Origin of the sequence: Nocardia sp. NPDC019219 (genome assembly GCF_040632645.1) — a bacterium.
Taxonomy (GTDB): domain Bacteria; phylum Actinomycetota; class Actinomycetes; order Mycobacteriales; family Mycobacteriaceae; genus Nocardia; species Nocardia sputorum.
Map to the genome: position 1 here is coordinate 107,258 of NZ_JBEYCG010000014.1, position 25,705 is coordinate 132,962.

Sequence of the window (25,705 nt, forward strand, 5' to 3'; positions counted from 1 at the left end):
CGACGGTTAGTCGCCACGGTTGCGGGCGTCCGGCAGGATCGGTGATCCGGCTCAGAGCAGTCGGGACAGAAACGCCTTGGTGCGCTCGTGCCGTGGATCGGCCAGCAGCTGCCGCGGCGCTCCCGCCTCGACCACCACACCGCCGTCCATGAACACCAGCTGGTCGGCGACCTCACGGGCGAACCCCATCTCGTGGGTAACCACCACCATCGTCATGCCCGATCGGGCGAGTTCCCGCATGACCGTCAGCACCTCCCCGACCAGCTCCGGGTCCAGCGCGGAGGTCGGCTCGTCGAACAGCATGAGCTTCGGGTCCATGGCCAGCGCGCGGGCGATCGCGACGCGCTGCTGCTGCCCGCCGGACAGCTGCGCCGGGTAGGCGTTCGCCTTGTCCGCCAGGCCGACGCGATCCAGCAGTTCCCGCGCCCTGGTCACCGCGTCCGCCTTGCGCACCTTCTTGACCTGGGTGGGCGCCTCGATGATGTTCTCCAGCGCGGTGCGGTGCGGGAACAGGTTGAAGTGCTGGAACACCATGCCGATCTCGCGGCGCTGCTTGGCCGCGTCGCGCGGGTGCATCTCGTAGAGCTTGCCGTTCTTCTCCCGGTAGCCCACGATCTCGCCGTCCACGTACAGCCGGCCCGCGTTCACCTGTTCCAGGTGATTGATGCAGCGCAGGAAGGTGGACTTACCGGAGCCGGACGGCCCGATCAGGCACAGCACCTCCCCGCGGCCCACCTCCAGGGAGACGCCCTTGAGCACCTGCAGCGCGCCGAAGTTCTTGCAGACGCGGTCCGCGACGATCATCGGAGCGGCGGCGGTCTTCGCCACGTCCACGCTCATTTCGCCTTCTCCACCTGCTGGGCGTCGGCGAGTTCCTGCAGCTGCTTGGCGGTCAGCCGGCGGGAGACGCCGCGCGAGTAGTAGCGCTCCAAGTAGTACTGCCCGATCATGAGCACGCTCGTGATCGCCAAGTACCAGGTGGCGGCGACCAGCAACAGCGGAATGGGCTGGAAGTTCACGCCGTAGATGTCACGCGCCCGGCCGAACAGGTCGGTGCTCAGCGGGATGCCGGTGACCAGCGAGGTGGTCTTCAGCATGCCGATGAGCTCGTTGCCGGTCGGCGGGATGATCACGCGCATGGCCTGCGGCAGCACGGTGCGGCGCATGGTCTGGCTCCAGGACATGCCGAGCGCGAACGACGCCTCCCGCTGTCCCTCGCCCACGGAGTTGATTCCGGCCCGGACGATCTCGGCCATGTAGGCGGCTTCATTGAGACCGAGTCCGAGTACGGCGAAGGCGAACGCGGCCTGCAACTGCTGCACGTCGAGATGGAAGAACTGCGGTCCGAACGGGACGCCGAGCTGGATCTTGCTGTACAGCGACGGGACCAGGCCCCAGAACACCAGCTGCACGAACACCGGGGTACCGCGGAAGATCCAGAGATACACCCACGACGTGGCGCGCAGCACCGGATTCGGCGACAGCCGCATCACCGCGAGCATCGTTCCGAGCCCGACCGCGATCGCCATCGCGCACACGGTCAGTTCGAGCGTGACGACCGCGCCTGCCATGATCCGGGTGTCGAAGAGGTACTTGCCATAGGTGTCCCAGCGATACGCCGGGTTCGTCGCGGCGCCGTAGACGAACAGCGCCACCAGGATCAGAATCACCGCCGCCGCTATCCAACGGCCCGGCCTGCGCAGCGGAACCGCTTTGATCGGCTCCGGCTCCCGCGTCGAGTCCGCTCCGCCGGGCCCGGGATCGCCGGGCGCAGGCCGAGTGTCGTTGTCCACCATCGATCAGCTCACGGCGCCGTTGACGACCGACTTGGTGATGGCGCCTTCCTGGACGCCCCAGTTCTTCGTGATCTCGAGGTATTTGCCGTTGTCCATCAGGTGCTGGACCGCCTTCTGCAGCACGGCGGCCAGCGGCGCGCCCTTGGGCACCGCCCAGCCGTAGGGCGCGGAGTCGAACACCGGGCCCGCGGTCTCGATCTTGCCGTTGCTCTGCTTGATCGCGTACGCCGTCACGGGGGAGTCGGCCGACATCGCGTCGACCTGGCCGAGCACCAGCGCGTTGGTCGCGGCGCTCTGCTCGTCGAACGGCTTGATGTCGATGGCGGGCTTGCCCTCGGCGACGCACTTGGCGCTCTTGGCGGGCACCTCGTCGGTGTGCTCCACGGTCGTGGCCTGCACGGCGACCTTCTTGCCGCAGGCGTTCTCCGGGTCGATCGGCTTGCCCTTCTGCTGGGCCCACTGGACGCCCGCGTTGAAGTAGGTGGTGAAGTCGACCTGCTGCTCGCGTTCCTTGGAGTCGGTGATCGAGGACATGCCCACGTCGTAGGTACCGGCCTGGATCGAGGGGATGATCTTCTCGAACGCGGACTCGACGTATTCGGCCTTCACGCCGAGCACGGAGGCGACCGCGTCCATCAGATCCACGTCGAAGCCGACGATCCGGCCACTCGCGTCCTTGTACTCGTTCGGCTGGTAGGGAATGTTCACGCCGACGACGAGCTTGCCGGACTGCTTGATCTTGTCGGGGAGCTGGGCGGCGAGCTCGTCGACCTTGTCCACCTGCACCTTGGCCGCCGAGGGGCCGGTTTCCTCGGTGTTGGTACACCCGGTCAGCACCAGTGCGCCCGCGGCGAGCGCACCCAGGGTGGCTCGCAGGGCGCGCCTGCCGAGAAACGAACGATCAGACACTGCAGCCCTCCACATTTTGGCTCCACGCAACCCGGGCGTCATCACCCGTTTGGCAATCTAAGCGACCCGGCCGCTCCGCGCTGGACAGTAATGCAACAGCAACACGAACTCCTGGCGCGAATTCGTGCCGGGCGCATCGGCGGGACACCCTACCCCGGGCCGGACCCGGCCTCCTGTGCCTGGTCGAGCAGCCGGACGCGGCACCGCGGCCCGCTCGGGCAGAGACATCGACCACCGGGGCGGATATCCCTGTGCCACAAGACTTCTGGGCATCGGGGCTACCTGCGATGCACCCTGGCGCACACCTGCTCGGTGAATTCACCGGTGGAGGCCTGTCCTCCGAGATCGGCGGTGGCGATGCCGGCCGCGAAGGTCGCGGCGACCGCCCGCTCGATCCGCTCACCCGCCCGCGCGAAGGCGACCTCGGCGTCCCGAGTCGCCAGCCAGCGCAGCAGCATCGCCGCCGACAGCTGCAACGCCGCCGGGTTGGCCCGGTTGTGCCCGGCCAGCGCGGGCGCGGCGCCGTGCACCGCCTGGGCCATCGCCGTGGTGGCCGAGCAGTTGAGCGACGCGGCCAGCCCGAGCGAGCCGCTCAACTCCCCGGCCAAGTCGGACAGGATGTCGCCGAACAAGTTCTCGGTGACCAGGACGTCGTAATCGGCGGCGGCACGCACCAGGTGCGCGGCCGCCGCGTCGACGTGTTCGTCATCGACCTCGACCCCGGGATACGCCCGGCCGACCTCGTGGCAGACGTCCCGGAACAGCCCCATCGTCAGCGGCAGCACGTTGGCTTTGTGCACGATGGTCACCCGCTTGCGCCGGGTCGCGGCCAGCCGGAACGCCTCGTGCGCGATCCGCTCGCAGGCGGCCCTGGTCACCAGCCCCACCGACATCGCGATATCCGGCGTCGGCCGGAACTCCCCCGAGCCCGCGAACATGTTGCGGTCGGCGTAGAACCCTTCGCTGTTCTCCCGGACGATCACCAGGTCGATATCCGGCGCCGCCGCGTGCACGCCCGCGAAGGCCCGCGCGGGACGGATGTTGGCGTAGAGGTCGAAGTGCTTGCGGATCACGCCGCCCGGCGCGACGCGGTGTTCGGCCGGATAGGACGCGTTGTCGTGCGGACCGAGAATCCAGGCGTCCACCCCGGACAGCTCCTCGAGCGTCTGCTCGGGCAGCGGAGTGCCGAACTCGGCGATGGCGCGGTGCCCCATCACCAAGGGCACCCATTCCACCGGCGCGGCTCCCGCGGCCGACAGCGCCTCGTCAACCACTTGCCTGGCGGCTCGCACCACCTCCGGGCCGATGCCGTCGCCGTCGATCAGGCCGAGCCGCAATGCCCGCGTCGTCCGGGGCCGATTCGCGTCGTTCACCGGGACATCCTCCCGCCGAGGGGCCCGGCCGCCGGAACCGGCCCGCGGACACGCCGGTTGCGGTTACCTTCGGTGGACCATGGTGCAGTCGGTCGAACTACTCCTCGACGAGGCCGCCGACACGGAGATCCGCCGGCAATGGCAGATGCTCGCGGAGGCCGGCGTGCGCAGCCTCGCCGCGCGCACCGACGAGTCCAACCGCCCGCACATCACCGCCGCCGTGGCCAGGCAGATCTGGCCGCGCATCGAGCAAGCGCTGGACGAACAGGCCTTCGCGCCGATCCCGGTGCGCCTGGGTGGACTGGTGGTCTTCGGGGCGCGCCGTCCCATCCTGGTGCGGCTGGTGGTGCCGTCCGAGGCGCTGCTCGCGCTGCACCGCCGGATCTTCCACACGGTCTCCCCGTGCCCCGGCGTCCCGGCCAATGTGCACCCGGACGCGTGGACTCCGCACATCACCCTGGCCAGGCGGCTGCCACCGAACCAGCTCGGCGAGGCCATCCACGCCGTAGCGCGGGACCGGGATTTTCCGGCGACGGTGCTGGGTATCCGTCGATGGGACGGGGATCAGCGGCGCGAGTGGCCGGTCGGCCGGATCCGCCGTGGAAGATAACCGAGGAAGCCCGCGTTATAGCAGGCACACCGAAACGAGAGGACGTCATGGCCACCCAGACGCTGACCCAGCACAATTTCGATGAGATCGTCACCGGAAACGACGTGGTACTCGTCGACTTCTGGGCCGATTGGTGCGGTCCGTGCAAGAGCTTCGCACCGACTTTCGAGGCCTCCTCCGACAAGCACCCCGACGTGGTGCACGGGAAGGTCGACACCGAATCCGAGCAGGGCCTCGCGGCGGCTGCCAACATCCGCTCCATCCCGACCATCATGGCGTTCCGGGAAGGTGTGCTGGTGTTCGCCCAGCCCGGCGCGCTGCCGCCCGCGGCGCTCGAGGATCTGGTGACCCAGGTCAAGGCGCTGGATATGGACGAGGTGCGCAAGCAGCTCGCCGAGCAGCAGCAGGCCGGACAGTAATGCGCGCGGCGCGGTGAGACACTGCGCCGCAACGAGTTTCGTTCGGGCCCGGAGACGGACACGCGGAAGCGGCAGTCCGTGTCCGGGCCCGCTGTGCGTCCGGGGTCTGCCGACGCGGTTCGGTGCTCGATTCAGGAGGCGCCGAGCAGGTTGACGCCCGCGATCATGGCGCGGACCGTCGACTCGGCGCCGTCATCGGCGATGGCCGCCCCCCAGCCGCGCCTGCCGTTGCATTCGCACTGCACGAAGGTGGCGGTGCCGTCCGCGGTGCGCCGCTGATGGAATTGCAGGATCTCCACGGGGTAGCCCTCGTCGTAAAGGGCCGACGTCATCGCCGCGACGGGGTTGCCCGTGGCGACCACGGTGCGCAGGTGACCGGCGAATTCCAGCGTGGCGGTGAACGCCGCGGTTCCGGCGCCCGCGGGCGACCATTCCCCGAGGCGGATAGCACCGCCGTGCGCGCAGTAACGGCTGTGGAACTCCGCCGAGGTCAGCCCCGCGGCTTCGGCGCGTAGGCCCTTGGGAGCGGCGGCGTGGAACATGTCTGTATCAAGAGTCAGGATGGTCATTGAAAGTAGGTCTTCCCGAAGTATGTCGTGGCTCAGTTGACAGAGGGGACCAGCACTAACAAGTGGAAAAGCCCGCAGCGAGGGGGCCGGCCCGGATCAGACCCCGCTACGGCGGGGTACTACGAGAACGCGGGGACGCGGCGCCACCATCGCGGTGAGCGGAAGTAGCTCGGCGCGAACCTCGGGCTCGGAGGCGGTAGCCTGCGCAGCCACGGAGGGCCCGGTGAGCGACGCCGAAAGCAGAGCGCTGTCGCGGTCTGCGACAAGGAGCGCTGTGCTGCGGCGGTCGGCGGGATTCGGCACGGCATCGAGGATAGGGACATCGCGACGCAATAGCAACCACATTCGATGCCCGATTTGTCTACTGACGAGTACTGTTCGCGCAGTTCAGAGCTGTGCGGCCACGCGGAAGGTAGCGTCGGTGACATGGGTCTCCTCGTGGCCATGACCATCCCGGGCCTAGCCGTCCTGCTCATCCTGTTCGCCTTCGCCGAAGTGGCCTGGAACAAGATCACCGGCGCCCGCGCGCTGCCCTGGACCCGCAAGCGGTCCGGCCATCCGGTGGCGGCCGCGGGCTTCGAAGAAGTCACGGCGGTTTTCCAAGGCGGCAAACACCACGAGTTCGAGCAGCGGATGACGACGCTGATGCACCGGGAGGATCCCTCCGACGGCGCTCCGCCCCGTGACGAGGTGGATCTCACCACCGGCTCGGCGCGCCTGGTCACGCGCCGGCCTTCGTGAAACACACCACTACGCAGTGGGATACAGGTGATCGCACCCGGATCCCACTGAGTCGCAGTGCGTCTGGATTCCCTACTGGGGAAGGACCTCGTTCAGCTTGCCGGTGGCGACGTCGAAGACGAAGCCGCGGATCGAGTCCTTGTGCGGCACGAACGGGCTGGCGACGATGCGCGCGATCGATTGGCGCACATCGGTTTCCAGGTCCGTGAACGCCTCCGCCGCCCACTCGGGCTTGATTCCGGTCTCCTGTTGGATGCTCGCCTTGAAGTCGTCGTCGGTGAAGGTGAGCATGCCGCAATCGGTGTGATGGATCAGGATGATCTCCCTGGTCCCGAGCAGCCGCTGGCTGATGGCCAGCGAGCGGATCTCGTCGGCGGTGACCACGCCGCCCGCGTTGCGGATCACGTGCGCCTCGCCCTCGGCGAGGCCGAGCGCGCCGTACACGTTGAGCCGCGCGTCCATGCACGCGACCACGGCCACGCCCTTCGAGGGCGGCAGCGGCAGCGGACCCTGGAAGGTGCTCGCATAAGCCGCGTTGTTCTGCAGGTACTCATCGGTGACAGTCATGGGCCATCCCTGAGCTCGGTATGCGTGAATCCCTATGTATGACCAGCCCCACGGTAGGTCGCCACGCGGCACGGGACATCCGTCCCGTTCACCGTGATTCGTTTACTTGCACGCGGCGGCCCGATGATAGCTCTCGGGATGCCGTACGCCGGGCCCCTGCGGTCGGGCCCGGCATGTCCTTCTGTGATGCACCGGTCAGTGCGCGGCGGAGTCCCAGCTGTGGCCCACGCCGACCGAGACCTCCAGCGGCACCGACAGCGCGATCGCCGCGGACATCTGCTCGCGCGCCAGCGCCTCGAGCGCCTCCCGTTCCCCCTCGGCGACCTCGAACAGCAGTTCGTCATGGATCTGCAACAGCATCCTGGAGCGCAGACCGGCCTCACGCATCGCCCGGTGCACGTTGATCATCGCCACCTTGATGATGTCGGCCGCGGTGCCCTGAATCGGGGCGTTGAGCGCCATCCGCTCGGCCGCCTCCCGGCGCTGCCGGTTGCTGGAGTCCAGATCGGGCAGGTAGCGGCGGCGGCCGAACAGTGTCTGGGTATAACCCACCTTGCGCGCCTGCTCCACCACCTCGTACAGGTAGTCCCGGATGCCGCCGAAACGGGCGAAGTAGACCTCCATCTGCTCCTTCGCCTCGGCGGTGCTGATCTTCAGTTGCGCGGACAGACCGTAGGAACTCAACCCGTAGGCCAGCCCGTAGGACATCGCCTTGATCCGGCGGCGCATCTCCGGGCTCACCTCGGAGATCGGGATGTCGAACGCTTTCGACGCCACGAAGCTGTGCAGATCCTCGCCCGAGTTGAACGCCTCGATCAGCCCCTCGTCCCCGGACAGATGCGCCATGATCCGCATCTCGATCTGGCTGTAGTCCGCGGTCATCAGCGACTGGTAGCCGGCGCCGACGACGAAGGTGTCGCGGATCTGCCTGCCGGTGTCGGTGCGGATCGGGATGTTCTGCAGGTTCGGTTCGGTGGAGGACAACCGGCCGGTGGCCGCGATGGTCTGGTTGAACGTGGTGTGGATGCGGCCGTCCTCGGCGACGCACTTGAGCAGGCCGTCGACGGTGACCTTCAGGCGGGTGGCGTCCCGGTGCGCGAGCAGGTGCTCCAGGAACGCGTGCTGGGTCTTCTCGTACAGCGACTCGAGCGCGTCCGCGTCGGTGGTGTAGCCGGTCTTGGTGCGCTTGGTCTTCGGCATGTCCAGCTCGTCGAACAGCACCACCTGCAACTGCTTGGGCGAGCCGAGGTTGATCTGCTTGCCGATCACGTCGTAGGCCGCCTCGGCCGCCTCGGCGACCCGGTCGGCGAACTGGCGCTGCAGCGTCGCCAGCTGGTCGGTGTCCACCGCGATGCCCGCCTCCTCCAAGGTGGACAGCACGCCGAGCAGCGGCAGCTCCATGTCCGCCAGCAGCGGGGTGGACTCGATCTGGGCCAGTTCCCCGTCGAGCGCGTCGGCCAGGTCCGCGACGGCCCGCGCGCGCAGCATCTGCGCCCGCGCCAGTTCGGCGTCGACGGCGTCCTCGTCGTCGAGCAGCGACAGCTGCGGGGTCTCGCCGACCTCGGCGCGCAGTTCCCGGTGCAGGTAGCGCAACGACAGGTCGTCGAGGTTGAACGTGCGCTGGCCGGGACGGACCAGATACGCCGCCAACGCGGTATCGCTGGTCAATCCGCCAAGGGTCCAGCCGCGGCCGCGCAGGGCGTGCAGCGCGGCCTTGGCCTCGTGCAGCGCCTTCGGCACCGCCGGGTCGGCGAGCCAAGCCCCCAGCGCGGCCTCGTCCTCCGGGGTGAGCACCGTGACGTCGATGTAACCGCTCTCGCCGTCGCCCGCCGCGATGGCGAGCGCGCGCACGTCGCCACCGGCCGGAGAACCCGTACCGGCGATCGAGACACCATGGCGCACACCGGCTTTCGCGTGCTCGGCCAGCCAGCCCGCGACCGCGCCGATCTCCAGCGCGCCGCCGCTGATCTCGAAACCGGCCTCCGCCTCGGGCTCCGGCGGAGCCAGCGTCTCGAACAGCCGGTCGCGCAGCACGCGGAACTCGAGATCGTCGAACAGCTGATGGATCTTCTCGCGATCCCACGGCCCCTGCGCCAGCTGATCGGGGGTGTAGGGCAACGGCACCTCCCGCATCAGCTCGGTGAGCTGCCGGTTGAGCACCACGCTGCTCAGGTTCGCCCGCAGCGCGTCGCCGACCTTGCCCTTCACCTGGTCGACCTTCTCCACCAAGGTGTTCAGGTCGCCGTACTCGCGGATCCACTTGGCGGCGGTCTTCTCCCCCACCCCCGGGATACCCGGCAGGTTGTCGCTGGGATCACCGCGCAGCGCGGCGTAGTCGGGGTACTGGTTCGGGGTGAGGCCGTATTTGGCCATCACTTCCTCCGGCGTGAACCGGGTGAGGTCGGAGACGCCCTTGCGTGGGTACAACACCGTGACGTTCTCGTCGACCAACTGGATCGAGTCCCGGTCGCCGGTGACGATGAGCACGCGGAAACCGGCGGCCGTCGCCTGCGTGGTGAGCGTGGCGATGATGTCGTCGGCCTCGAAGCCGTCGATCGCCATCACCGGGATGCCCAGGGCGCCCAGCACGTCCTTGGTGAGTTCGACTTGGCCGCGGAACTCGTCCGGCGTCGTGGTGCGGTTGGCCTTGTACTCCGGGTACGCCTCGGCGCGGAAGGTCTGGCGCGAGACATCGAACGCGGCGGCCACATGCGTCGGCTTCTCGTCGCGCAGCAGGTTGATCAGCATCGCGGTGAAGCCGTACACCGCGTTCGTGGTCTGCCCGGTGACCGTCTTGAAATTCTCCGCCGGTAGCGCGAAGAACGCGCGGTAGGCGATCGAATGCCCGTCCAGCAGCAGCAGCGTCGGCCGGTCTGCCGAGCCGGGATCGCCGGAGCCGGACGCGGGGGCAGGACGGGGAGCGGTCGTGGGTGAACTCACGTCCCAGAGTCTAGGGACCGGCACCGACAAGGCGATACGCCGACACCCGGCAGCCGCGAGCGGCCGGGTACCGGTACTCCGGCTCGCGGGGCGCGGACGTCGGCCGCGCCCCGCGGCCTCACAGCGTGGCGACCAGTTCCCGCAACACGGGCAGGCTCACCGACCCGGAACCGAGCACCACGTCGTGGAAGGCCTTGATATCGAAGGCCGCGCCGAGCCGCTCGGTGGCCGCGACCCGCTGGCGCAGGATCTCCAGCTGACCGATCTTGTAGCCGACCGCCTGGCCCGGCATCGCGATGTAGCGGTCCACTTCCACGGTGATCTCGGCCAGCCCGACCGGCGCGTTGGCCACCATGAAGTCGATGGCCTGCTGCCTGCTCCATCCCTTCGCGTGCAGGCCGGTGTCGACCACCAGGCGGCAGGAGCGCCAGGAGTCCCCGGCCAGCATGCCGAGCCGGCCGAGATCGTCCTCGTACAACCCCATTTCGTCGGCCAGCCGCTCGGTGTAGAGCGCCCAGCCTTCGACGAAGGCGGTGTTGGCGAAGGACTGGCGCTGGAAGCGCGGCAGATGGTCGAGTTCGTTGGCGATCGTCAACTGCAGATGGTGGCCGGGAATCGCCTCGTGATAGGCCACCGACGCGGTCTCGAAGCGGCCGCGGCCGGTGGGATGGTGCTGGTTGACGAAATACGTGCCCGGCCGGGAACCGTCGGCCGCGGGCGGGAAGTAGTACGCCGCAGGCGCATCCGCGGCCAGGAACTCGGGCACCGGCACGATGTCGCAGGACTCCTTCGGCAGGCGCCCGAACCAATTCCCCATCTCGGCGGTGGCCAGGGCCAGCGCCCGGCGGGCGTCGAACATGATCTGCTCGGCGTCGTCGTAGCACAGCGCGGGATCCTCGCGCAGCCGGGCGAAGATCTCGCCGAGATCGGCGGCGCCGAACAGGCGCGCGCCCACCGTCGCGTATTCCTCGCGCAGCTTCGCCAGCTCCGCGAGCCCCAGGTCGTGGATCTCGTCGGCGCCGAGCTCGGGCAGCGTCGTGTGATGGCGCAGCAGCCGCCGGTAGATGTCCTCGCCGTCGGCGCCGAGCCAGCACAGGCCCGGCCGGTCGTCGGGACGGGCGGCCGGCAGCAGTTCGTCGTAGAGCGCGTCGCGGTAGACCTGGAACGCGGGCCGGATGACATCCCGCGCCACTTCGGCCAATTCGGACCGCCACGCGGCCTCACCGTCCCAGCCCTCCGGCCCGGGGAAGGTGACGAAGGGGTCGGCGGCGATGTCCGAGTCCAAGTAGCCGTCCAACTGGTTGAGCGAGCGCTCGATGGTGATCCGCGCGGGCGGGCGGCCCGCGGCGAGTCCGGCCCGGAAGCGTTCCACGGCCTGGCCGAGCATGTCGCCGAACTGCCGGTAGCGGCGCACCAGCGCCAGCGCGTGCTCCGGCTGCGGCGCGTTCGTCTGCGGCGCCACCATCAGCACCCCCGCGTGCACGCCGTTCATCTGGTCGGAGGCCAGTTCCACCGGCCGCCATTCCAGGTGCTCGACCGCGCCGCTCAGCTCGGTGCGCAACAAGCTGCGGGTGATGCGGTCGGCCGGGCTCAATCGGTCGGCGTCGAGCGCGTCGACCGCGCGCAGCAACTCGCGCCAGGTCGACAGCAGCCGCTGTTCGGCGTCGACGGACAGATCCTCGATCCGATCGTCGAAGCGGCGGTCGCCGAGCAAGGTCGCCTCGCTCGGCGCCGCCTCGAGCACCGCGTCCCAGTACCGCTCGGCCAGGCTCATCAGCTCGTCGTGACCATCCATGGTCACGATCATGCCTCGAGCCGGGCCGCGCGGCACCGGAGCGGACACGCCCGCCGGGCGAAGCCGCCTAACCCACGCCGAGATACGCCGACTTCACCGCGGGATCGGTGAGCAATTCCGCGCCGCGACCGGTTTTGGTGACCTCCCCGGTTTCCATGATGTAGGCGCGGTCGCTGCGAGCCAGCGCCTGCTGGGCGTTCTGCTCCACCAGCAGCACCGTGGTGCCCTGCCGGTTGATCTCGCCGATGATCCGGAAGATCTGCTGGATCACCATGGGCGCCAACCCCATCGACGGCTCGTCGAGCAGCAGCAGCCGCGGCCGCGCCATCAGCGCGCGGGCGATGGCGAGCATCTGCTGCTCACCACCGGACAGCGTGCCGCCGACCTGCTTGCGCCGCTCCAGCAACCGGGGGAAGAGCTCGAAGACCCACTCCAGCGTTCGCTCGTACTCGGCCTTCTGCCGGAAACCCCGTCCGTAGCAACCCATGTCGAGGTTCTCCTGCACCGTCATGCCGGGGAACACACCCCGGCCCTCGGGCGCCTGGATCAGCCCGTGCGTCACCCGCTCGTGCGCCTTCATCCGGGTGATGTCGCGGCCCTCGAACATGATCCGGCCCCGGGTCAGCGGCAGCAGTCCGGACATCGCACGCATCGTGGTCGTCTTGCCCGCGCCGTTGGCGCCGAGCAGGGTGACCAGCTCGCCCTCGGCGACGGTCAGCGAGATCCCGTGCAACGCCTGGATTCTGCCGTAATTGACGACCATGTCCTCGACTTCGAGCAGCGGCGCCGCACCACCATCGGCCTGCTTGCGCGCCGCCTCGGTCACCGGCTCGGTGACCGCCGTCTTGCCGAGCGGCACCGCTGCGGGTTCCGGACCCGGCGGCGTGACGTCGCCGGTCTCGCCGTCTCCGGTCGCGCTGCTCGCGGATTCGCTCACCTCGCTGTCCGGCACGCCCAGGTACGCCGCGATCACCGCGGGGTTGTCCCGGATGTCCGCGGGCAGCCCGTCGGCGATCTTGCGGCCGAACTCGAGCACCACGATCCGGTCGGTCACACCCATGACCAGTCGCATGTCGTGCTCGATCAGCAGGACGGTGAAGCCGTCGTCGCGGATCTTGCGGATCAGATCCATGAGCGCGGACTTCTCACTCGGATTGAACCCGGCCGCAGGCTCGTCCAGGCACAGCAGCTTCGGCTCGGTGGCCAGCGCGCGGGCGATCTCCAGGCGACGCTGGTCGCCGTAGGACAGATTGCGCGCCTTCTCCACCGCGCGCGGGGCGATGCCGACGAACTCCAGCAGCGCCATGCCGCGCTCGATGGCGTCGCGTTCCTCGCGCCGATGCCGCGGCGTCCGGAACACCGCGCCCGGCACCGACGTCTTGTGCCGTGCGTCCGTGCCGACCACGACGTTCTCCAGCGCGGTCATCTCGCCGAACAGGCGCACGTTCTGGAACGTGCGCGCGATGCCGAGGCGGGTGATCGCGTTGCGCTTGGTCTTGGTCAGCGGCTTGCCGTCGAAGTACACCAGGCCGGCGGCGGGCTGGTAGACGCCGGTGATCGCGTTGAAGCAGGTGGTCTTGCCCGCGCCGTTGGGCCCGATGAGGCCGAGGATCTCGCCGCGGCGGATCTCGAAACTCACCTGGTCCAGGGCGGTGAGACCGCCGAACCGCACGGTGAGGCCCTCGGTGCGCAACAGCGGCTCGCCCACCGCGGTCTCGATATCCCGGTGCGGGGCGACGACTTCCGCGACGGTCTCGGCGTCCGCGAGGTCCGGGATCACCTGGGTGACGTCGACCGTGCCCGCGGACTCGACCTGCGGTTCGGCCGCGTAGCCCGCGGCCATGTCCTCGTTGTCGAACAGCGCGTCACCCGCGCCCGGCCCGGTCATCGGCTCGCTCCGATCGGCTCGGCCGCGGCCGGTCTGCGCACGGCCTGATACACCTGCCTGCCGTAGGTGAGCAGCTTCTGCCGCACCGGGAACAGACCCTGCGGACGCAGAATCATCATCACCACCAACGCGATACCGAAATACAGATATTTGAGGTCGCCCAGCGACTGCGCGCCGCCCTTGCGGAACAGCAGCACGCTGCCGAGCAGCAACAGCGCCAGCACGCCGGTCACCACCATGCCGGTGATCACTCCGCGGCGCGGCCACACCCCCAGCCGGGCGGCCCACAGCCGCCAGACGACGATCAGCGCGACGAACACCGCCACGTCGATCGCCAGCAGGACGTAGCCGGTCGACTCGTCGCTGACCAGGTTCACCGACTGCAGCCGGGCGGGCAGATAGGCGATGACGAACGCGCCGAAGATGACGCCGAGTTTGTTGCCCTGCCCGCCGATGACCACCGCGCACAGGAACAGCATCGAGTTGATGATGTTGAAGCCGGTGGGATTGATGAACTGCACCTGCCCGGCGTAGATCGCGCCGGACATGCCGCCCACCGCGGCGCCGATCATGAACGCCCACAGCTTGAACTTGAACGTCGGCACGCCCATGATCTCGGCCGCGTCCTCGTCCTCGCGGATGGCCACCCAGGCGCGGCCGACCCGGCTGCGCTCCAGATTCCCGACCACCAGCAGCACGACGACCACCAGCGCCATGCCGAACCAGTACCAGTAGGTGCCGTAGCTGGCGCGGTCGAGCAGGTTGACGCTGTCCGGGTCACCGCTGTTGCCACCGGAGAACACGCCCTCCGGTTTGCTCGCGGATTCGCCGACGTGCGGGTAGGCGACACCCGACAGGCCGAGGCTGCCGTTGGTGATCTCGGTGAGGTTCTCGGCGAGCAGCCGGACGATCTCACCGAAACCGAGCGTCACGATCGCCAGGTAGTCGCCGCGCAGACGCAGCGTCGGCGACCCGAGGATCAGGCCCGACACCGCGGTCACCGCGACCGCGATCGGCAGGCAGGCCAGCCAGGCCCACTTCGGATCCAGCCAGCCGCCGTCGGTCTGGTTCCACGGGCTGTTGGGGCTGGTGAGCAGGCCGACGGTGTAGGCGCCGACGGCGTAGAAACCGACGTAGCCGAGGTCGAGCAGACCCGCCTGGCCGACCACCACGTTGAGGCCGATGGCCAGCAGCGCGTACATCGCCACCTGCGCCATCACCAGGCCGAAGTTGTAGGAAGGAGTGTTCAGCAGCGGCGGCGGGAACAGCGGAAGCAGCGCGAGCAGCAGGAGGATCGGGACGCCGACGCCCCACTGCGCGGGCCTGCTCAGACCATCCCACCACGTGCGGATCGCGTCGCCGAGGCCGCGGCGCGCGGTGTCCGGCGCGGACGCCGTCTTGGTCGTGTCGGTCATGCCCGCGCCCTTCCGAGACTCTCGCCGAGGATGCCGGTCGGGCGCACCATCAGCACCAGGACCAGCACCACGAACGCGACCACGTCACGCCACTCGGTGCCGAACAGGATCTGGCCGTACTGCTCCACCACGCCGAGCACCAGCCCGCCCAGCAGCGCGCCGCGCAGGTTGCCGATGCCGCCGAGCACCGCGGCGCTGAACGCCTTGATACCGAGGATGAAACCGCCGGAGTAGATGATCCCGTTCGGGATCTTCAGCGTGTACAGCATCGCCGCCGCGCCTGCGAGCACACCGCCGATCAGGAAGGTCAGCATGATGACCCGTTCCCGCGAGACGCCCATCAGCGTCGCGGTATCGGGATCCTGCGCCACGGCGCGGATGCCGCGCCCGAACTTCGTCCGATTGATCAGCAATTCGGTGACGATCGCCAGCGCCACCGCCGCGATCACGATGAGCAGCATGATGTTGGTGACGTCCGCGCCGCCGAAACTGAACTGCACGGTGGGCTCGACGAGCCGGATGGCCTGCTGGGCGTTGGTGCCGCCGAGGTCGGGGCGGATCTTCGGCAGCACGAAGTGCACCAACTCCTGGAGCACGAACGACATGCCGATCGCGGTGATCAGGAAGGCCAGCGGTTTGGCGCCCCGCTTGCGCAGCGGTCGATAGGCCACCCGCTCCAAGCCGACGGCCGCGCCGCCGGATACCGCCATGCCCACGATCATCGCCAAACCCAGATAGACGACGGTGAGCACTACGCCTTGGGTGTAGACATCGGGACTGGCGACGAATCCGAAGATCATCAAGCCGATCAATTGCCCGAACAACCCGAGCATGAAAATTTCCGAATGGGCGAAATTGATCAGCCGCAATACGCCGTACACCAAGGTGTAGCCCACGGCGACCAAGGCATAGATGGCGCCGTAGGTCACGCCGTCCACGGTCAGTCGCCAGAAACTATCGATCAGCCCCTCGTAGTTGAAGTCGATCGAACCGGCCGCGAGTTGTATGCCACCGGCCAATGCCGTTTGTTTCATTTATTTCCGCCCTCATCCATTCGCCCACCGAACAACGGCACGTACAGGGATTCGGATGAACCCCCGTACGTGCCGTGCGCCCGGAATCCGGGACTACTTGACCTCGTACACCCAGATCAGCGCGTTCGACAGCTCACCGTTCGGGTTCCACTTGTACTGACGCGCGAGGCCGGCACCGTCGTACGTCCGCACATAGTCGAGCAGGTCGGGGCGGGTCACCTTGCCGCCGTCGATCCCCTTGGCCAGGATCGTGGTGAGGTCGTAGGCCTCGACCGAGTAGACGCCGGGCGCTTGGCCGTTGAGCGCCTCGTAGTCCTTGGCGAACTTCTCCGGCGCGGGACCGCACGGGCAGGACAGCTTCGCTCCCTTGGCCGCGCTGCCCGCCTGGGAGACGAACTGCGGATCGTTGGTGCCGTCGGCGGAGACGAAGACCGCCTTGACGCCACCGGACTTCAACTGCTGGGCCAGCGGCGCGGCCTCGGAGTAGTAACCGGAGTAGAAGATGGCGTCCGGATTCGCGGCCGCCACCTTGGTGACCGTCGCGGAGAAATCCTTGTCGCCCTTCTTGATGCTGGCGGCGCACGCCGGGTCGGCGGCGGCGCCCAGCCCCTCCGTGATCGACTTCGCCAGCCCGGTGCCGTAATCGGTGTTGTCCTGGATGACGCAGACCTTCTTGTAGCCCGCGCTGTTGACCAGGTACTTCGCCACCGAGGGACCCTGCACGTCGTCGTTGGCCAGACCGCGGAAGAAGGTGGTCCAGCCGTTCTGGGTCAGCGTCGCGTTGGTCGCCGAGGAGGTCACCGAGACGAGGCCCGCGTCGCTGAGGATCTTGCCGGTCGCCTTCGTCTCCCCGGAGAAGGCGGGACCCACCAGGCCGATGATCGAACGATCGTTGACGATCTGCGGGATCACCTGGGTGGCCTTCTGCGGATCACCCTCGGTGTCGAACTGCTTGAGTTCGATCTTGCACCCGGGGTTGGCTTTGTTGTGCTTGTCGAGGGCGAGCTTGACGCCGTTGACGATGTTGATGCCGAGCGCGGCGTCGGGGCCGGTCAGCGCACCCGCCATCGCGACCGCCGTGCCCGGTGCGCAGGTCGCCTTGCCGTCGCCCGCGGGATCGGCCGCCGCGGCCGCGTCGGCCTTCGGCACTTCCTTGCCCTGCTGGTCGACTTGCAGGAGCGGCTGGATGGACAGCCCACCGGCCCCGTTGGTACCCGAGGAATCCGAACCGCTGCTGGTGGATTTGTCGCTACAACCGGTCAGCACCAGCGCGGCGGCGGCGCCGACGGCCAGAACCGCTCGCATCGAGCGACTGCGCCATGTCGAACTAAGCACGTTACACCTCATCTAAGTTCTGTGCTCCCCCGGGATTGCCGAGGAGGCCGACTCACATCAGCCCGGTCAGAACATAGCGTCGGTACGTTAGTTCCGCATCACATTCGGATCATGCGCGCGACATCGTTTCGAATTCTTGTTCACGACGACGTTTCAGCTGCGTAAATTTTCTCGCTACACGGGCGCGGTCACTTCGGCGTCAGGTTCTCCAGCACCACCTCGGCGACCGCCTTCATGGTCGTGCGGCGATCCATTGCGGTGCGTTGAATCCACTTGAACGCCTGCGGCTCCGAAAGGCCCTGTGTCTGCATCAGCACACCCTTGGCCCGCTCGACCAGCTTGCGCGTCTCCAAGCGCTCGGCGAGATTCGCGACCTCGCTCTCCAACGCTGTGATCTCGTGGAAGCGGCTGGCCGCCAATTCGATGGCGGGCACCAGATCCGATTTCGTGAACGGCTTCACCAGGTAGGCCATCGCACCCGCGTCGCGTGCCCGCTCCACCAGATCGCGCTGGCTGAAAGCGGTCAGGATCACCACGGGGGCAACGCGTTTGGAGGCGATCTCCGCCGCCGCGTCGATGCCGTCGCGGCGCGGCATCTTCACGTCCATGATGACCAGGTCCGGCCGGTGCTCGACGGCCAGATCCACCGCCTGCTGGCCGTCGCCCGCCTCACCGACCACCTGATAGCCCTCTTCGGTCAGCATCTCGACCAGATCCATGCGGATGAGCGCTTCGTCTTCGGCGACGACGACCCGCTTCGCCCCGGCTTCCCGCTTGGTGCCGGCGCCCCCAGCTGCTGTGCTCATAGGTAGACCCCTCTGGTTCCGATGCCCTGTACCCGACCCAACCAAAGGAAAGCCGCGCTCGCACGGGGCGACCGCCGGCCGTCCATCGGGCTGTCGAGTGATGTAAAGAGTACCTTTCACTTCGGCATAGAACGCATATACCCTGCGCAAACCGCGCGCTCGCGCCGTACGGACCAACCCATTCGCGTCCACGCCACCCGACCCGCTATAGTTGCCACCCGGTGCGCCGAGTTGGCGGAACTGGCAGACGCGACGGTCTCAAAAACCGTTGTCCGAAAGGACGTGTGGGTTCGAGTCCCACACTCGGCACTCGCTCCTGGGTGTCCCCTGCTCGCGGAGAGCGCTTGCGGGGGGCGCTCGTTGTTTCTTCTGGGGTGCACCCCCAGGCCCCGCTCGGCGGGGCTTCGCCTCCCGAACCCCCGAGACGCGTGGTTGCGTCAGGAGGGGATCAAGCGGTTTCGGTCCGGTCATCTACCGCAGGGTTCGTCCAGCACTCCCCTGCGGATTGAGCGTGCGGTGTTTCCGCTCTGGGTGTCCCCGAGATGCGTGGTGGCTTCAGGTAGGGATATGGGTGCATATGAGTGCGCTCTCGATCTCTCGAAGATGCCGCCTTCGCGCCAGGTGTGCGTCGCTTCGCCTTGCCGATTCGGTGGCCGCCCGGATGTTACGGTCGATGGCGCGTTCTGTTCATAGTTTTCTTCCCGGAGCGGCCCTCCCGGAGCGGCTACTCGGTGCACGGACCGGGCACACGGAGGCGGGCGGCCGATCGTCGGCGATAGGTCTCGGAGTAGTTCCGTTTCGTTTCCGTCGAACCGATTCGGTCGCTGGATCGTTATTCCGTATGGCGACATTGGGTGGCCGGGGCAGCGAGGTATGCGATGAGGGTGAACAGGACCACCGTGGACCTGTCCGAGTATCCGGATCTGGTGGTCATCTACATCGGCATGCGGGTGCGGCGGCCGCGGGGAATGCTGCGGCTGCTCGGGCTCGGGCCGAAACTCTATCGCTCGCACAAGGATCGGCCGGACGGGTTGCTGCTGCACGAAGACCTCGTCTGGGCGCTGTTCCCGCCGCACTGGGGCGCACGGCAGTACTGGCGCGATCTCGACAGCCTCGAAGCATGGACGCGGACCGCGCCGCACCGGGACTGGTGGCAGAAGTTCCTGCGCGACTCCGGTGGCACCGGGTTCTGGCACGAGGCCTATTTCGCCCGCGGCGGCATCGACGCCATGTACGACGACATGGACCCGCCGACCGGACTCGCACGGTTCGCACCGGTCGTCGCCTCCCGCGGTCACCGGTTCTCCACCCGCGGCCGGGTCCACGGCGGACCGGCCGGGATCGAACCCGTCGTGAGCGAATCCGTTTACTACCCTGGCGAATCCGAGTAGCCTGCCTGCCCGCCCCGGTCATATCACGAGGCAATCACAACGCAGCGTTTGAATGCGCGAACTCCGGGGTACAGCCAGGAGAAGAAACGAACGACACCACCTCTCGAAGTGACCTACATCGCAGGCCAACGGCCGAAAGCGGCGCACTTCGTGTACGGCGCGCTACGAACAGATGAATATGTTGTTCCCACATGTGGGACTAACGACTCGAGTCCGTCTGATAGCCTCTGCGCCGTTTATCGTTATCGGTATGCACGTCCTGTTCGTCTGCAACGGCAACGTTTGCCGTTCGGTGATCGCCGAGCGGCTCACGCGCGCCCTCGCGGTCGAACACGATCTCCCCTACCTCACCGCCGAGAGCGCCGGAACCCGTGCGCTCGTCGGATTTCCGGTCGAGCCGCTCGCCGCGCAGACCATCGCCGGGCTCGGCGCCGACGCGAGCAACTTCCGGGCCCGCCGGCTGAAGCCGGAGATGATCGACAAGGCCGACTTGGTCCTCACGATGACCGAGCAGATTCGCGAGCAAGTGATCGACCTGGCCTTCGGCGCCGGAGCGCGCACGTTCACGCTGCTGGAGGCCCACCGCATCGCGCACGTCACCGGCGCGCGCACGGTCGCCGAATTGCACCGGGCGCGCAACGACCTGTCGCTGGTCGGCCGGGAGAACATCGCCGACCCGGTCGGACTGTCGGCCCAGGCGTTCTGTGAAGTCGGCGATCGTATCGCCGAGGCGCTGGTGCCGCTGCTGCTGGCGCTGGCTCCACACGAACAACCGCGCTGGCCGCACGACGAGCGCCGGGGACTGGTGATCCGCCCCGGCGGCGCGCCCGCACCGCTGGCGACCTTCCTCGCCGCCCAACGCACCCGCTGACCCGGGGAACCTTCGCACTCGATAGCGCGCCCGGATCCACCGCGTATCAACCTGTTACCAACCGGCTGTGTTCTTTTCCGCGTCGGACGCACTAAACTCCCGCCGGACACCATTCCCGCCGTTGCTGGTTCGACACAGGACAGGAATCAGACATGCCGAAACGCATTTCGGATGTTTCGCTCCATGTTTATGTGACACCGGAAACCCTCGAACGCGTCGTCGACACCGTCCGCGCGGTGGTCGACGAACACCTCGCCGAGCGGGACGTGTTCGCCTGGCGCTTCACTTTGCCGGTCGACAGCGACGACCCGGCCCACGCGGAGCTGCAAAGCCGCTACCCCACGGATCCCCCCGACCCTGCTGCGGACCGCGCGACCTACGAGATCGCGCTCAGTCTGGTCGGCGCACCCGACCAGCTCACCGACGAGCACCTGGCCGCACTCGAACGCCAACTGCTGCGGGCCGTCTCAGCGTTGGCGCGAACCGAGCCGGGACCCGGGATCCCGGTCTCGATCCGCGCATCGCAACGCACTCACGTCGATCTCGACATCGATCGCGACCTAGAACTGCTGTGAACCCCGGACTGCGGCGAACCTCAGCGCCGCGCGGGGAAGTGGCGGATGAGCCCCTCTTGCACCGTGGTGGCCAGCAGATCACCGCTGCGGGAGTAGAAGCGGCCGGTCGCCAGGCCACGGGAGCCCGCGGCCACCGGTGACTCGGTGCAGTACAGCGCCCACTCGTCGAAACGGAACGGGCGGTGGAACCAGATCGAGTGGTTGACCGTCGCCGCGACGATGCGGTCCAGACCCCACGACAGCCCGTGGGTGGTGATGATGGAGTCCAGCACCGTGGTGTCGGACGAGTAGCCCAGCGTCGCCACGTGGATCAGCGGGTCGTCGGGCAGCCTGCCGTCCGCGCGCATCCACACGCGGTTGTGGTTGAGCCGCTCCCCCGTGCCCTTGAGAATCCACGCGGGGTCGTTGGTGTAGCGCATGTCGATCGGATGCGGCGCCTTGACGAACATCTCCAGCTTGTCCTCCAAGCCTTCGAAGCTCTCCTCCACCCGCGGCAGCGTCTCCGGATCCGGCACCTCCGGCTGGGCGTGCGCGTGCTCGAGCCCCGTGCCCCAGTCCTGGAACGCGGCGAGCATGACGAACAGCTCCTGACCGTCCTGGCTCGCGGTCACCGTCCGGTTGGCGAACGCGCGACCGTCGCGATGCCGGTCCACCCGGTACTCGATCGGCTTCTTCACGTCGCCACCGCGCACGAAGTGCGCGTTGACGGCGTGTACGGGACGGTCACCGACCGTGCGGCCCGCCGCGATGATGGCCTGCGAGACGAGCTGGCCGCCGAAGGTCCGGCTCCACACCTTCTCCGGGTGCTGGCCGACGAACACGTCCTCGTCCATCTGCTCGAGATCGAGCAGGCCGAGCAGCACATCCAGATCGGAACGCTGCGCATCCGGCTCCGCGACGCCGACGGGGCTGCTCAGGGAAGCACTCACTAATGGTCCTCCTCACCGATTCGGTGCACATGGATCAGGTTGGTGGAACCGACGGTACCGGGCGGCGACCCGGCCACGATGACCACCAGGTCACCCTTCTGGTATCGGTCCATCGACAGAAGTGCTACATCCACCTGGTGGATCATCGCGTCGGTGCTGTCCACGGTCGGCACGATGAAGGTCTCGGTGCCCCAGGTCAGCGCCAGCTGGCTGCGCACCTCCGGCAGCGGGGTGAACGCCAGCAGCGGCAGTGGCGTGTGCAGCCGGGCCAGGCGGCGCACCGTGTCGCCCGACTGGGTGAACGCGACCAGCGCCTTCGCGTTGAGCCGCTCGCCGATGTCGCGGGCGGCGTAGGAGATCACGCCGCGCTTGGTGCGCGGCACGTGAGTCAGCGGCGGCACCCGGGTCGACTCGGTCTCCACCGCGTGCACGATGCGCGCCATCGTGCGCACCGTCTCGATCGGATACTTGCCCACCGAGGTCTCGCCCGACAGCATCACCGCGTCGGCGCCGTCGAGCACCGCGTTCGCGACGTCCGATGCCTCGGCGCGGGTGGGACGGGAGTTGTCGATCATCGACTCCAGCATCTGCGTGGCGACGATGACCGGCTTGGCGTTCTCGCGGGCCATCTGGATGGCGCGCTTCTGCACGATCGGCACCTGCTCGAGCGGCAGCTCGACACCGAGGTCGCCGCGCGCGACCATCACCGCGTCGAAGGCCAGGACCACGGCCTCGAGGTTGTCGATCGCCTCCGGCTTCTCCAGCTTGCCGATCACCGGCACCCGGCGGCCCACCCGGTCCATCACGTCGTGCACCAGCTCGACGTCGGACGGGGACCGCACGAACGACAGGGCGATGAAGTCCACGCCGAGCTTCAGCGCGAACTCCAGGTCCTCGATGTCCTTCTCCGACAGGGCGGGAACCGACACATCCATGCCGGGCAGCGACACGCCTTTGTTGTTGGAGACCGGACCGCCCTCGGTCACCCGGCAGACCACGTCGTTGCCTTCGACACGGGTGACGATCAGGCCGACCTTGCCGTCGTCGACCAGGAGCCGATCGCCCGGCTTGGCGTCCTTGGCCAGTTCCTTGTAGGTGGTGGACACGCGGTCGTGGGTCCCGTCGATGTCGTCGACGGTGATGCGGACCTCTTCACCCGTCGCCCAGACGGTTCTGCCTTCCAGGAAGCGGCCGAGGCGGATCTTGGGACCCTGCAGGTCGGCGAGAATGCCGACAGCCCGGCCGAGGTGGTCGGAAGCCTGACGCACCTTCTTGTAGTTCTCGGCATGGTCGGAGTGCTCGCCGTGGCTGAAGTTCAGCCGAGCCACGTCCATACCGCTCTCGACGAGTTCGCGGATACGGTCCTCGGTGGCAGTGGCCGGCCCGAGCGTGCACACAATCTTCGTCCGTCGCATCACGAGTAGAGCCTAGTCCCGCTCGGTGTGCAGGTCCCGCCGTGGCCACGGTGAATCCTTGGTGAAAAAAATGAACGACAGCTCCATTGCAGGTACAAACGGGTAGTCATCGGGCGACATGACGGGCCAACCTCGTTTCCAGCCGGGTCTGCCCGAACCCGAGGATCAGGCAGATCACCCAGTAATACAGCGCCGCTACTCCGTAGAGCGCGAAGAAGTCGAACGTGGGAGCGGCCGCGAGCTGGGCGACGCGCAGCAGCTCGGTCACCAGGATGGTGGAGGCCAGCGAGGTGTCCTTCACCAAGGAGATCAGCGTGTTGGACAGCGGCGGCACCGCGATCCGCGCGGCCTGCGGCAGGATGACCAGCCGTAGCATCATCGGGTACGACATGCCGAGTGCCTGCGCCGCCTCCCACTGCCCCGTCGCGACGCTGAGAATCGCCGCGCGCACCACTTCGGCCGCGTATCCGCCGACATTGAGACTGAACGCGATCACCGCGGCGGGGAACGGGTCGATCACGATGCCGAATTGCGGCAGCGCGTAGAACACGATGAACAGCTGCACCAGCAAGGGCGTGCCGCGAATGATCGAGATGTAGAAGCGGGCGGCCGCGGACACCGGCCACACCGGCGACATCCTGGCCAGCGCGACGAACAGCGCGAGCACCAGGCCGATGGCGAAGCTGATCGCGGTGAGCGGAAGAGTCTTGGTCACGGTGGCCTGCAGCATCGGCCACAGGTTGTGCCAGATGAGGTCCCGGGTGGCGGCGTCCATCGACGATGCGGCTACTGGCTGACGTCGGTGCCGAAGTATTTCTCGGAAATCTTCGCCAAGGTGCCGTCGGCGCGCAGCTGGTTCAGCGCGTTGTCCACGTCGGTGATCAGCGCGTCGCCCTTGCGCGCGGCGAACGCCTGCTTGCTCACCGATCCGGTGCGGGCGGCGATCTTCACTCCGGTGTCGCCGGTCTTCTTGGTGTACTCCGCGACGGCGAGGTTGTCGTTGACGGTGGCGTCCACGCGGCCGTTCTTCAACAGCTGGATGGCCTGCACGAAGCCCTCCACCGCTTCGACTTTCGCGCCCGCGTCGGTGGCGACCTTGCTCCAGTTGCTGGTGGCCGACTGCGCACAGGTCTTCCCGTTGAGATCGGCGAGGCCGGTGACGGCGTTGTTGTCGGCCCGGGTGACGATCACACCCGCCGACGTGGTGTAGGGCGCCGACAGCGCGTATTTCGCCGTGCGCTCGTCGTTCACGGTCACCTGGTTGGCCACCAGGTCGAAGCGCTTGGACTCCAGCCCCGCGAAGATGGCGTCCCACGGCGTCTGCACGAACTCGACCCGCTTGCCGAGTTTGTCGCCGACCGCCTGGATCACCTCGACGTCGTAGCCGGTGAGTTTGCCGTCGGAGCCCTGGAAGCTGAACGGCGCGTAAGTGCCCTCGGTGCCGACCTTCAACACGTTCGGGTCGCTGTCGCCGCACGCGCTCAGCCCGGTGGCGGCGACGACGGCGAGCATGGCGGCGGCGAACAATCTACGACGCACGGGATCCCTCTCTTCGGTGCGTGGAGCTCCACACACGGCACACGAATCCGGTCACGCTACGCCCGTACCTCCGCGAGCGACAGTATCGCGATCATGGTGCGCCGAAGGGTTGTGCTCGAGGTCCGGCCCGCGACGGCATGGCGGCGGGCACGCGCCGTGCCCGCCTCCGGATACTGCCGATACCGCCTCAGTCGCGCAGCGGGCGGCCGTTGCTGTCGGGCACCTTGCCGGTGAGCATCAGGATTCCGTCGACGATGCCCCAGATCCAGCCGACGGTGAAGCAGGTGAGCACGCTCACCACCAACTGGGCGATGCCCAGACCGGTGTATCCGAGGTAGAAACGGCCGACCCCGAAACTGCCGAGGAAGATCTGCAGCAGGCCCGCGACCAGTTTCTGCTTGTCCGACAGCGGCGCACCGAAGGGGTCGCGGCCCCAGGGCGCCTCCGGGTCGTTCGGGTTGTAGCCCTGCGGGACGCCCGGATACGGCGCGGGCGGGTAGCCGCCCGGCTGCTGACCGTAGGCGTCGACGGGCTGGCCGTACTGCGGCTGACCGTAGGGATCCGACGGCGGGCTGTACTGCGGCTGGCTCTGCGCGTCCAGTGGCTTGGTCAGGTCAGGGCCGGTGCCGGGCGGGCCGTACTGCGGGCCCCCGGCGCTCGGATTCTGCTGATAAGGGTCGGTCACTCATGTCCTCCTCATTAGTGCGGGCACCCTCTTGTCGGCCCCCGGCCTTACTGGACCGCCGAACCGCGCTCGCGACGATCGGGAGCCATTGTCACCGGGATCG

24 protein-coding genes, 1 tRNA gene and 1 pseudogene are annotated in these 25,705 nt (G+C 67.9%); 7 read left to right on the plus strand and 19 right to left on the minus strand.

The window, feature by feature from the left end; all coding sequences use genetic code 11:
- Positions 1-51 precede the first annotated feature (51 nt).
- From ABZ552_RS24460 to ABZ552_RS24475, 4 genes are all read right to left on the minus strand, one after another.
- Positions 52-804, minus strand: coding sequence for an amino acid ABC transporter ATP-binding protein (locus tag ABZ552_RS24460; protein WP_063022517.1), 753 nt, complete (start codon positions 802-804; stop codon positions 52-54).
- A 32-nt stretch (positions 805-836) separates the two neighbouring features.
- A complete protein-coding gene (locus ABZ552_RS24465; protein WP_357439940.1) occupies positions 837-1,796 on the minus strand; it encodes an amino acid ABC transporter permease in 960 nt (319 codons plus the stop codon).
- A 3-nt stretch (positions 1,797-1,799) separates the two neighbouring features.
- Positions 1,800-2,720 carry an ABC transporter substrate-binding protein gene (locus ABZ552_RS24470; RefSeq protein ID WP_281874418.1) on the minus strand — a complete coding sequence of 307 codons (921 nt, stop codon included), beginning with the start codon at positions 2,718-2,720 and terminating at the stop codon, positions 1,800-1,802.
- Positions 2,721-2,983: 263 nt separating this feature from the next.
- Positions 2,984-4,078 carry an isocitrate/isopropylmalate family dehydrogenase gene (locus ABZ552_RS24475; protein ID WP_357439944.1) on the minus strand — a complete coding sequence of 365 codons (1,095 nt, stop codon included), beginning with the start codon at positions 4,076-4,078 and terminating at the stop codon, positions 2,984-2,986.
- A 79-nt stretch (positions 4,079-4,157) separates the two neighbouring features.
- Between ABZ552_RS24475 and ABZ552_RS24480 the strand changes: the two genes are divergently transcribed.
- Together ABZ552_RS24480 and trxA are read left to right on the plus strand one after the other, a co-directional pair.
- Positions 4,158-4,688 carry a 2'-5' RNA ligase family protein gene (locus ABZ552_RS24480; RefSeq protein WP_281917131.1) on the plus strand — a complete coding sequence of 177 codons (531 nt, stop codon included), beginning with the start codon at positions 4,158-4,160 and terminating at the stop codon, positions 4,686-4,688.
- 47 nt (positions 4,689-4,735) lie between these two features.
- Positions 4,736-5,107 (plus strand): thioredoxin, encoded by a 372-nt coding sequence (gene trxA / locus ABZ552_RS24485; RefSeq protein ID WP_063022420.1) that lies wholly within the window; start codon positions 4,736-4,738, stop codon positions 5,105-5,107.
- A 131-nt stretch (positions 5,108-5,238) separates the two neighbouring features.
- Here the strand turns inward: trxA and ABZ552_RS24490 are convergent, their stop codons facing one another.
- Positions 5,239-5,676 (minus strand): alpha-isopropylmalate synthase regulatory domain-containing protein, encoded by a 438-nt coding sequence (locus ABZ552_RS24490; protein ID WP_281874423.1) that lies wholly within the window; start codon positions 5,674-5,676, stop codon positions 5,239-5,241.
- Between the two features lie 426 nt (positions 5,677-6,102).
- On the opposite strand from ABZ552_RS24490, the gene ABZ552_RS24495 reads away from it, so the two are divergent.
- Positions 6,103-6,417, plus strand: a complete 315-nt coding sequence (locus tag ABZ552_RS24495) for a DUF6191 domain-containing protein (RefSeq protein ID WP_281874425.1) — start codon at positions 6,103-6,105, stop codon at positions 6,415-6,417.
- 72 nt (positions 6,418-6,489) lie between these two features.
- Here the strand turns inward: ABZ552_RS24495 and ABZ552_RS24500 are convergent, their stop codons facing one another.
- The 9 genes and pseudogenes from ABZ552_RS24500 to ABZ552_RS24540 form a co-directional block, all read right to left on the minus strand.
- Entirely contained in the window at positions 6,490-6,984 is a 495-nt protein-coding gene (locus ABZ552_RS24500) for a carbonic anhydrase (RefSeq protein WP_281874427.1), read from the minus strand.
- A gap of 195 nt (positions 6,985-7,179) precedes the next feature.
- Positions 7,180-9,924, minus strand: a complete 2,745-nt coding sequence (gene polA / locus ABZ552_RS24505) for a DNA polymerase I (protein WP_357439949.1) — start codon at positions 9,922-9,924, stop codon at positions 7,180-7,182.
- A 118-nt stretch (positions 9,925-10,042) separates the two neighbouring features.
- Positions 10,043-11,719, minus strand: coding sequence for a DUF885 domain-containing protein (locus tag ABZ552_RS24510; RefSeq protein WP_281917129.1), 1,677 nt, complete (start codon positions 11,717-11,719; stop codon positions 10,043-10,045).
- Between the two features lie 67 nt (positions 11,720-11,786).
- Entirely contained in the window at positions 11,787-12,482 is a 696-nt protein-coding gene (locus ABZ552_RS24515; protein ID WP_281881058.1) for an ABC transporter ATP-binding protein, read from the minus strand.
- Positions 12,483-12,653: 171 nt separating this feature from the next.
- A pseudogene (locus ABZ552_RS24520) lies at positions 12,654-13,607 on the minus strand (ABC transporter ATP-binding protein); the annotation flags it as partial.
- Positions 13,604-15,022, minus strand: coding sequence for a branched-chain amino acid ABC transporter permease (locus ABZ552_RS24525; RefSeq protein ID WP_357439953.1), 1,419 nt, complete (start codon positions 15,020-15,022; stop codon positions 13,604-13,606). The pseudogene ABZ552_RS24520 and the gene ABZ552_RS24525, both read right to left, overlap by 4 nt.
- On the minus strand, positions 15,019-16,056 hold the full coding sequence (locus ABZ552_RS24530; protein ID WP_281874433.1) for a branched-chain amino acid ABC transporter permease: 1,038 nt from the start codon (positions 16,054-16,056) through the stop codon (positions 15,019-15,021). The genes ABZ552_RS24525 and ABZ552_RS24530 overlap by 4 nt, the downstream gene beginning before the upstream one ends.
- 93 nt (positions 16,057-16,149) lie before the next feature.
- Positions 16,150-17,361, minus strand: coding sequence for a branched-chain amino acid ABC transporter substrate-binding protein (locus ABZ552_RS24535; RefSeq protein WP_281874436.1), 1,212 nt, complete (start codon positions 17,359-17,361; stop codon positions 16,150-16,152).
- 218 nt (positions 17,362-17,579) lie between these two features.
- Positions 17,580-18,197 (minus strand): ANTAR domain-containing response regulator, encoded by a 618-nt coding sequence (locus ABZ552_RS24540; RefSeq protein WP_195087817.1) that lies wholly within the window; start codon positions 18,195-18,197, stop codon positions 17,580-17,582.
- Positions 18,198-18,422: 225 nt separating this feature from the next.
- Between ABZ552_RS24540 and ABZ552_RS24545 the strand changes: the two genes are divergently transcribed.
- The 4 genes from ABZ552_RS24545 to ABZ552_RS24560 all read left to right on the plus strand — a co-directional run bounded on the left by ABZ552_RS24545 (position 18,423) and on the right by ABZ552_RS24560 (position 21,034).
- A tRNA-Leu gene (locus tag ABZ552_RS24545) sits at positions 18,423-18,506 on the plus strand.
- 569 nt (positions 18,507-19,075) lie between these two features.
- Positions 19,076-19,588 carry a DUF4188 domain-containing protein gene (locus tag ABZ552_RS24550; RefSeq protein ID WP_281874441.1) on the plus strand — a complete coding sequence of 171 codons (513 nt, stop codon included), beginning with the start codon at positions 19,076-19,078 and terminating at the stop codon, positions 19,586-19,588.
- Between the two features lie 250 nt (positions 19,589-19,838).
- Entirely contained in the window at positions 19,839-20,459 is a 621-nt protein-coding gene (locus tag ABZ552_RS24555) for a low molecular weight phosphatase family protein (protein WP_281874443.1), read from the plus strand.
- Positions 20,460-20,650: 191 nt separating this feature from the next.
- Positions 20,651-21,034, plus strand: coding sequence for a hypothetical protein (locus ABZ552_RS24560; RefSeq protein ID WP_281874444.1), 384 nt, complete (start codon positions 20,651-20,653; stop codon positions 21,032-21,034).
- Positions 21,035-21,054: 20 nt separating this feature from the next.
- Here ABZ552_RS24560 and ABZ552_RS24565 read toward each other — a convergent pair whose 3' ends face one another.
- The 5 genes from ABZ552_RS24565 to ABZ552_RS24585 form a co-directional block, all read right to left on the minus strand.
- Positions 21,055-21,867 (minus strand): acyl-CoA thioesterase II, encoded by an 813-nt coding sequence (locus ABZ552_RS24565; RefSeq protein ID WP_245676355.1) that lies wholly within the window; start codon positions 21,865-21,867, stop codon positions 21,055-21,057.
- 95 nt (positions 21,868-21,962) lie between these two features.
- A complete protein-coding gene (gene pyk, locus ABZ552_RS24570; protein ID WP_281874446.1) occupies positions 21,963-23,381 on the minus strand; it encodes a pyruvate kinase in 1,419 nt (472 codons plus the stop codon).
- Between the two features lie 103 nt (positions 23,382-23,484).
- Positions 23,485-24,153 carry an amino acid ABC transporter permease gene (locus ABZ552_RS24575; protein ID WP_281874448.1) on the minus strand — a complete coding sequence of 223 codons (669 nt, stop codon included), beginning with the start codon at positions 24,151-24,153 and terminating at the stop codon, positions 23,485-23,487.
- Between the two features lie 11 nt (positions 24,154-24,164).
- Positions 24,165-24,890 (minus strand): amino acid ABC transporter substrate-binding protein, encoded by a 726-nt coding sequence (locus ABZ552_RS24580; RefSeq protein ID WP_350356470.1) that lies wholly within the window; start codon positions 24,888-24,890, stop codon positions 24,165-24,167.
- A gap of 214 nt (positions 24,891-25,104) precedes the next feature.
- A complete protein-coding gene (locus ABZ552_RS24585; protein WP_281874452.1) occupies positions 25,105-25,602 on the minus strand; it encodes a TM2 domain-containing protein in 498 nt (165 codons plus the stop codon).
- Positions 25,603-25,705 lie beyond the last annotated feature (103 nt).

Excerpts from the sequence above, each read along its gene's own strand:
- trxA (WP_063022420.1), top strand. The coding sequence starts at position 4,736 with ATGGCCACCCAGACGCTGACCCAGCACAATTTCGATGAGATCGTCACC.
- ABZ552_RS24470 (WP_281874418.1), bottom strand. The coding sequence starts at position 2,720 with ATGTGGAGGGCTGCAGTGTCTGATCGTTCGTTTCTCGGCAGGCGCGCC.
- ABZ552_RS24515 (WP_281881058.1), bottom strand. The coding sequence starts at position 12,482 with ATGGTCGTCAATTACGGCAGAATCCAGGCGTTGCACGGGATCTCGCTG.
- ABZ552_RS24510 (WP_281917129.1), bottom strand. The coding sequence starts at position 11,719 with ATGGATGGTCACGACGAGCTGATGAGCCTGGCCGAGCGGTACTGGGAC.
- ABZ552_RS24575 (WP_281874448.1), bottom strand. The coding sequence starts at position 24,153 with ATGGACGCCGCCACCCGGGACCTCATCTGGCACAACCTGTGGCCGATG.
- ABZ552_RS24490 (WP_281874423.1), bottom strand. The coding sequence starts at position 5,676 with ATGACCATCCTGACTCTTGATACAGACATGTTCCACGCCGCCGCTCCC.
- ABZ552_RS24540 (WP_195087817.1), bottom strand. The coding sequence starts at position 18,197 with ATGAGCACAGCAGCTGGGGGCGCCGGCACCAAGCGGGAAGCCGGGGCG.
- ABZ552_RS24535 (WP_281874436.1), bottom strand. The coding sequence starts at position 17,361 with ATGCGAGCGGTTCTGGCCGTCGGCGCCGCCGCCGCGCTGGTGCTGACC.
- ABZ552_RS24460 (WP_063022517.1), bottom strand. The coding sequence starts at position 804 with ATGATCGTCGCGGACCGCGTCTGCAAGAACTTCGGCGCGCTGCAGGTG.
- ABZ552_RS24565 (WP_245676355.1), bottom strand. The coding sequence starts at position 21,867 with ATGGACGAGGACGTGTTCGTCGGCCAGCACCCGGAGAAGGTGTGGAGC.
- ABZ552_RS24495 (WP_281874425.1), top strand. The coding sequence starts at position 6,103 with ATGGGTCTCCTCGTGGCCATGACCATCCCGGGCCTAGCCGTCCTGCTC.
- ABZ552_RS24465 (WP_357439940.1), bottom strand. The coding sequence starts at position 1,796 with ATGGTGGACAACGACACTCGGCCTGCGCCCGGCGATCCCGGGCCCGGC.
- ABZ552_RS24525 (WP_357439953.1), bottom strand. The coding sequence starts at position 15,022 with ATGACCGACACGACCAAGACGGCGTCCGCGCCGGACACCGCGCGCCGC.
- ABZ552_RS24580 (WP_350356470.1), bottom strand. The coding sequence starts at position 24,890 with ATGCTCGCCGTCGTCGCCGCCACCGGGCTGAGCGCGTGCGGCGACAGC.
- ABZ552_RS24555 (WP_281874443.1), top strand. The coding sequence starts at position 19,839 with ATGCACGTCCTGTTCGTCTGCAACGGCAACGTTTGCCGTTCGGTGATC.
- ABZ552_RS24480 (WP_281917131.1), top strand. The coding sequence starts at position 4,158 with ATGGTGCAGTCGGTCGAACTACTCCTCGACGAGGCCGCCGACACGGAG.
- ABZ552_RS24500 (WP_281874427.1), bottom strand. The coding sequence starts at position 6,984 with ATGACTGTCACCGATGAGTACCTGCAGAACAACGCGGCTTATGCGAGC.
- ABZ552_RS24530 (WP_281874433.1), bottom strand. The coding sequence starts at position 16,056 with ATGAAACAAACGGCATTGGCCGGTGGCATACAACTCGCGGCCGGTTCG.
- ABZ552_RS24550 (WP_281874441.1), top strand. The coding sequence starts at position 19,076 with ATGAGGGTGAACAGGACCACCGTGGACCTGTCCGAGTATCCGGATCTG.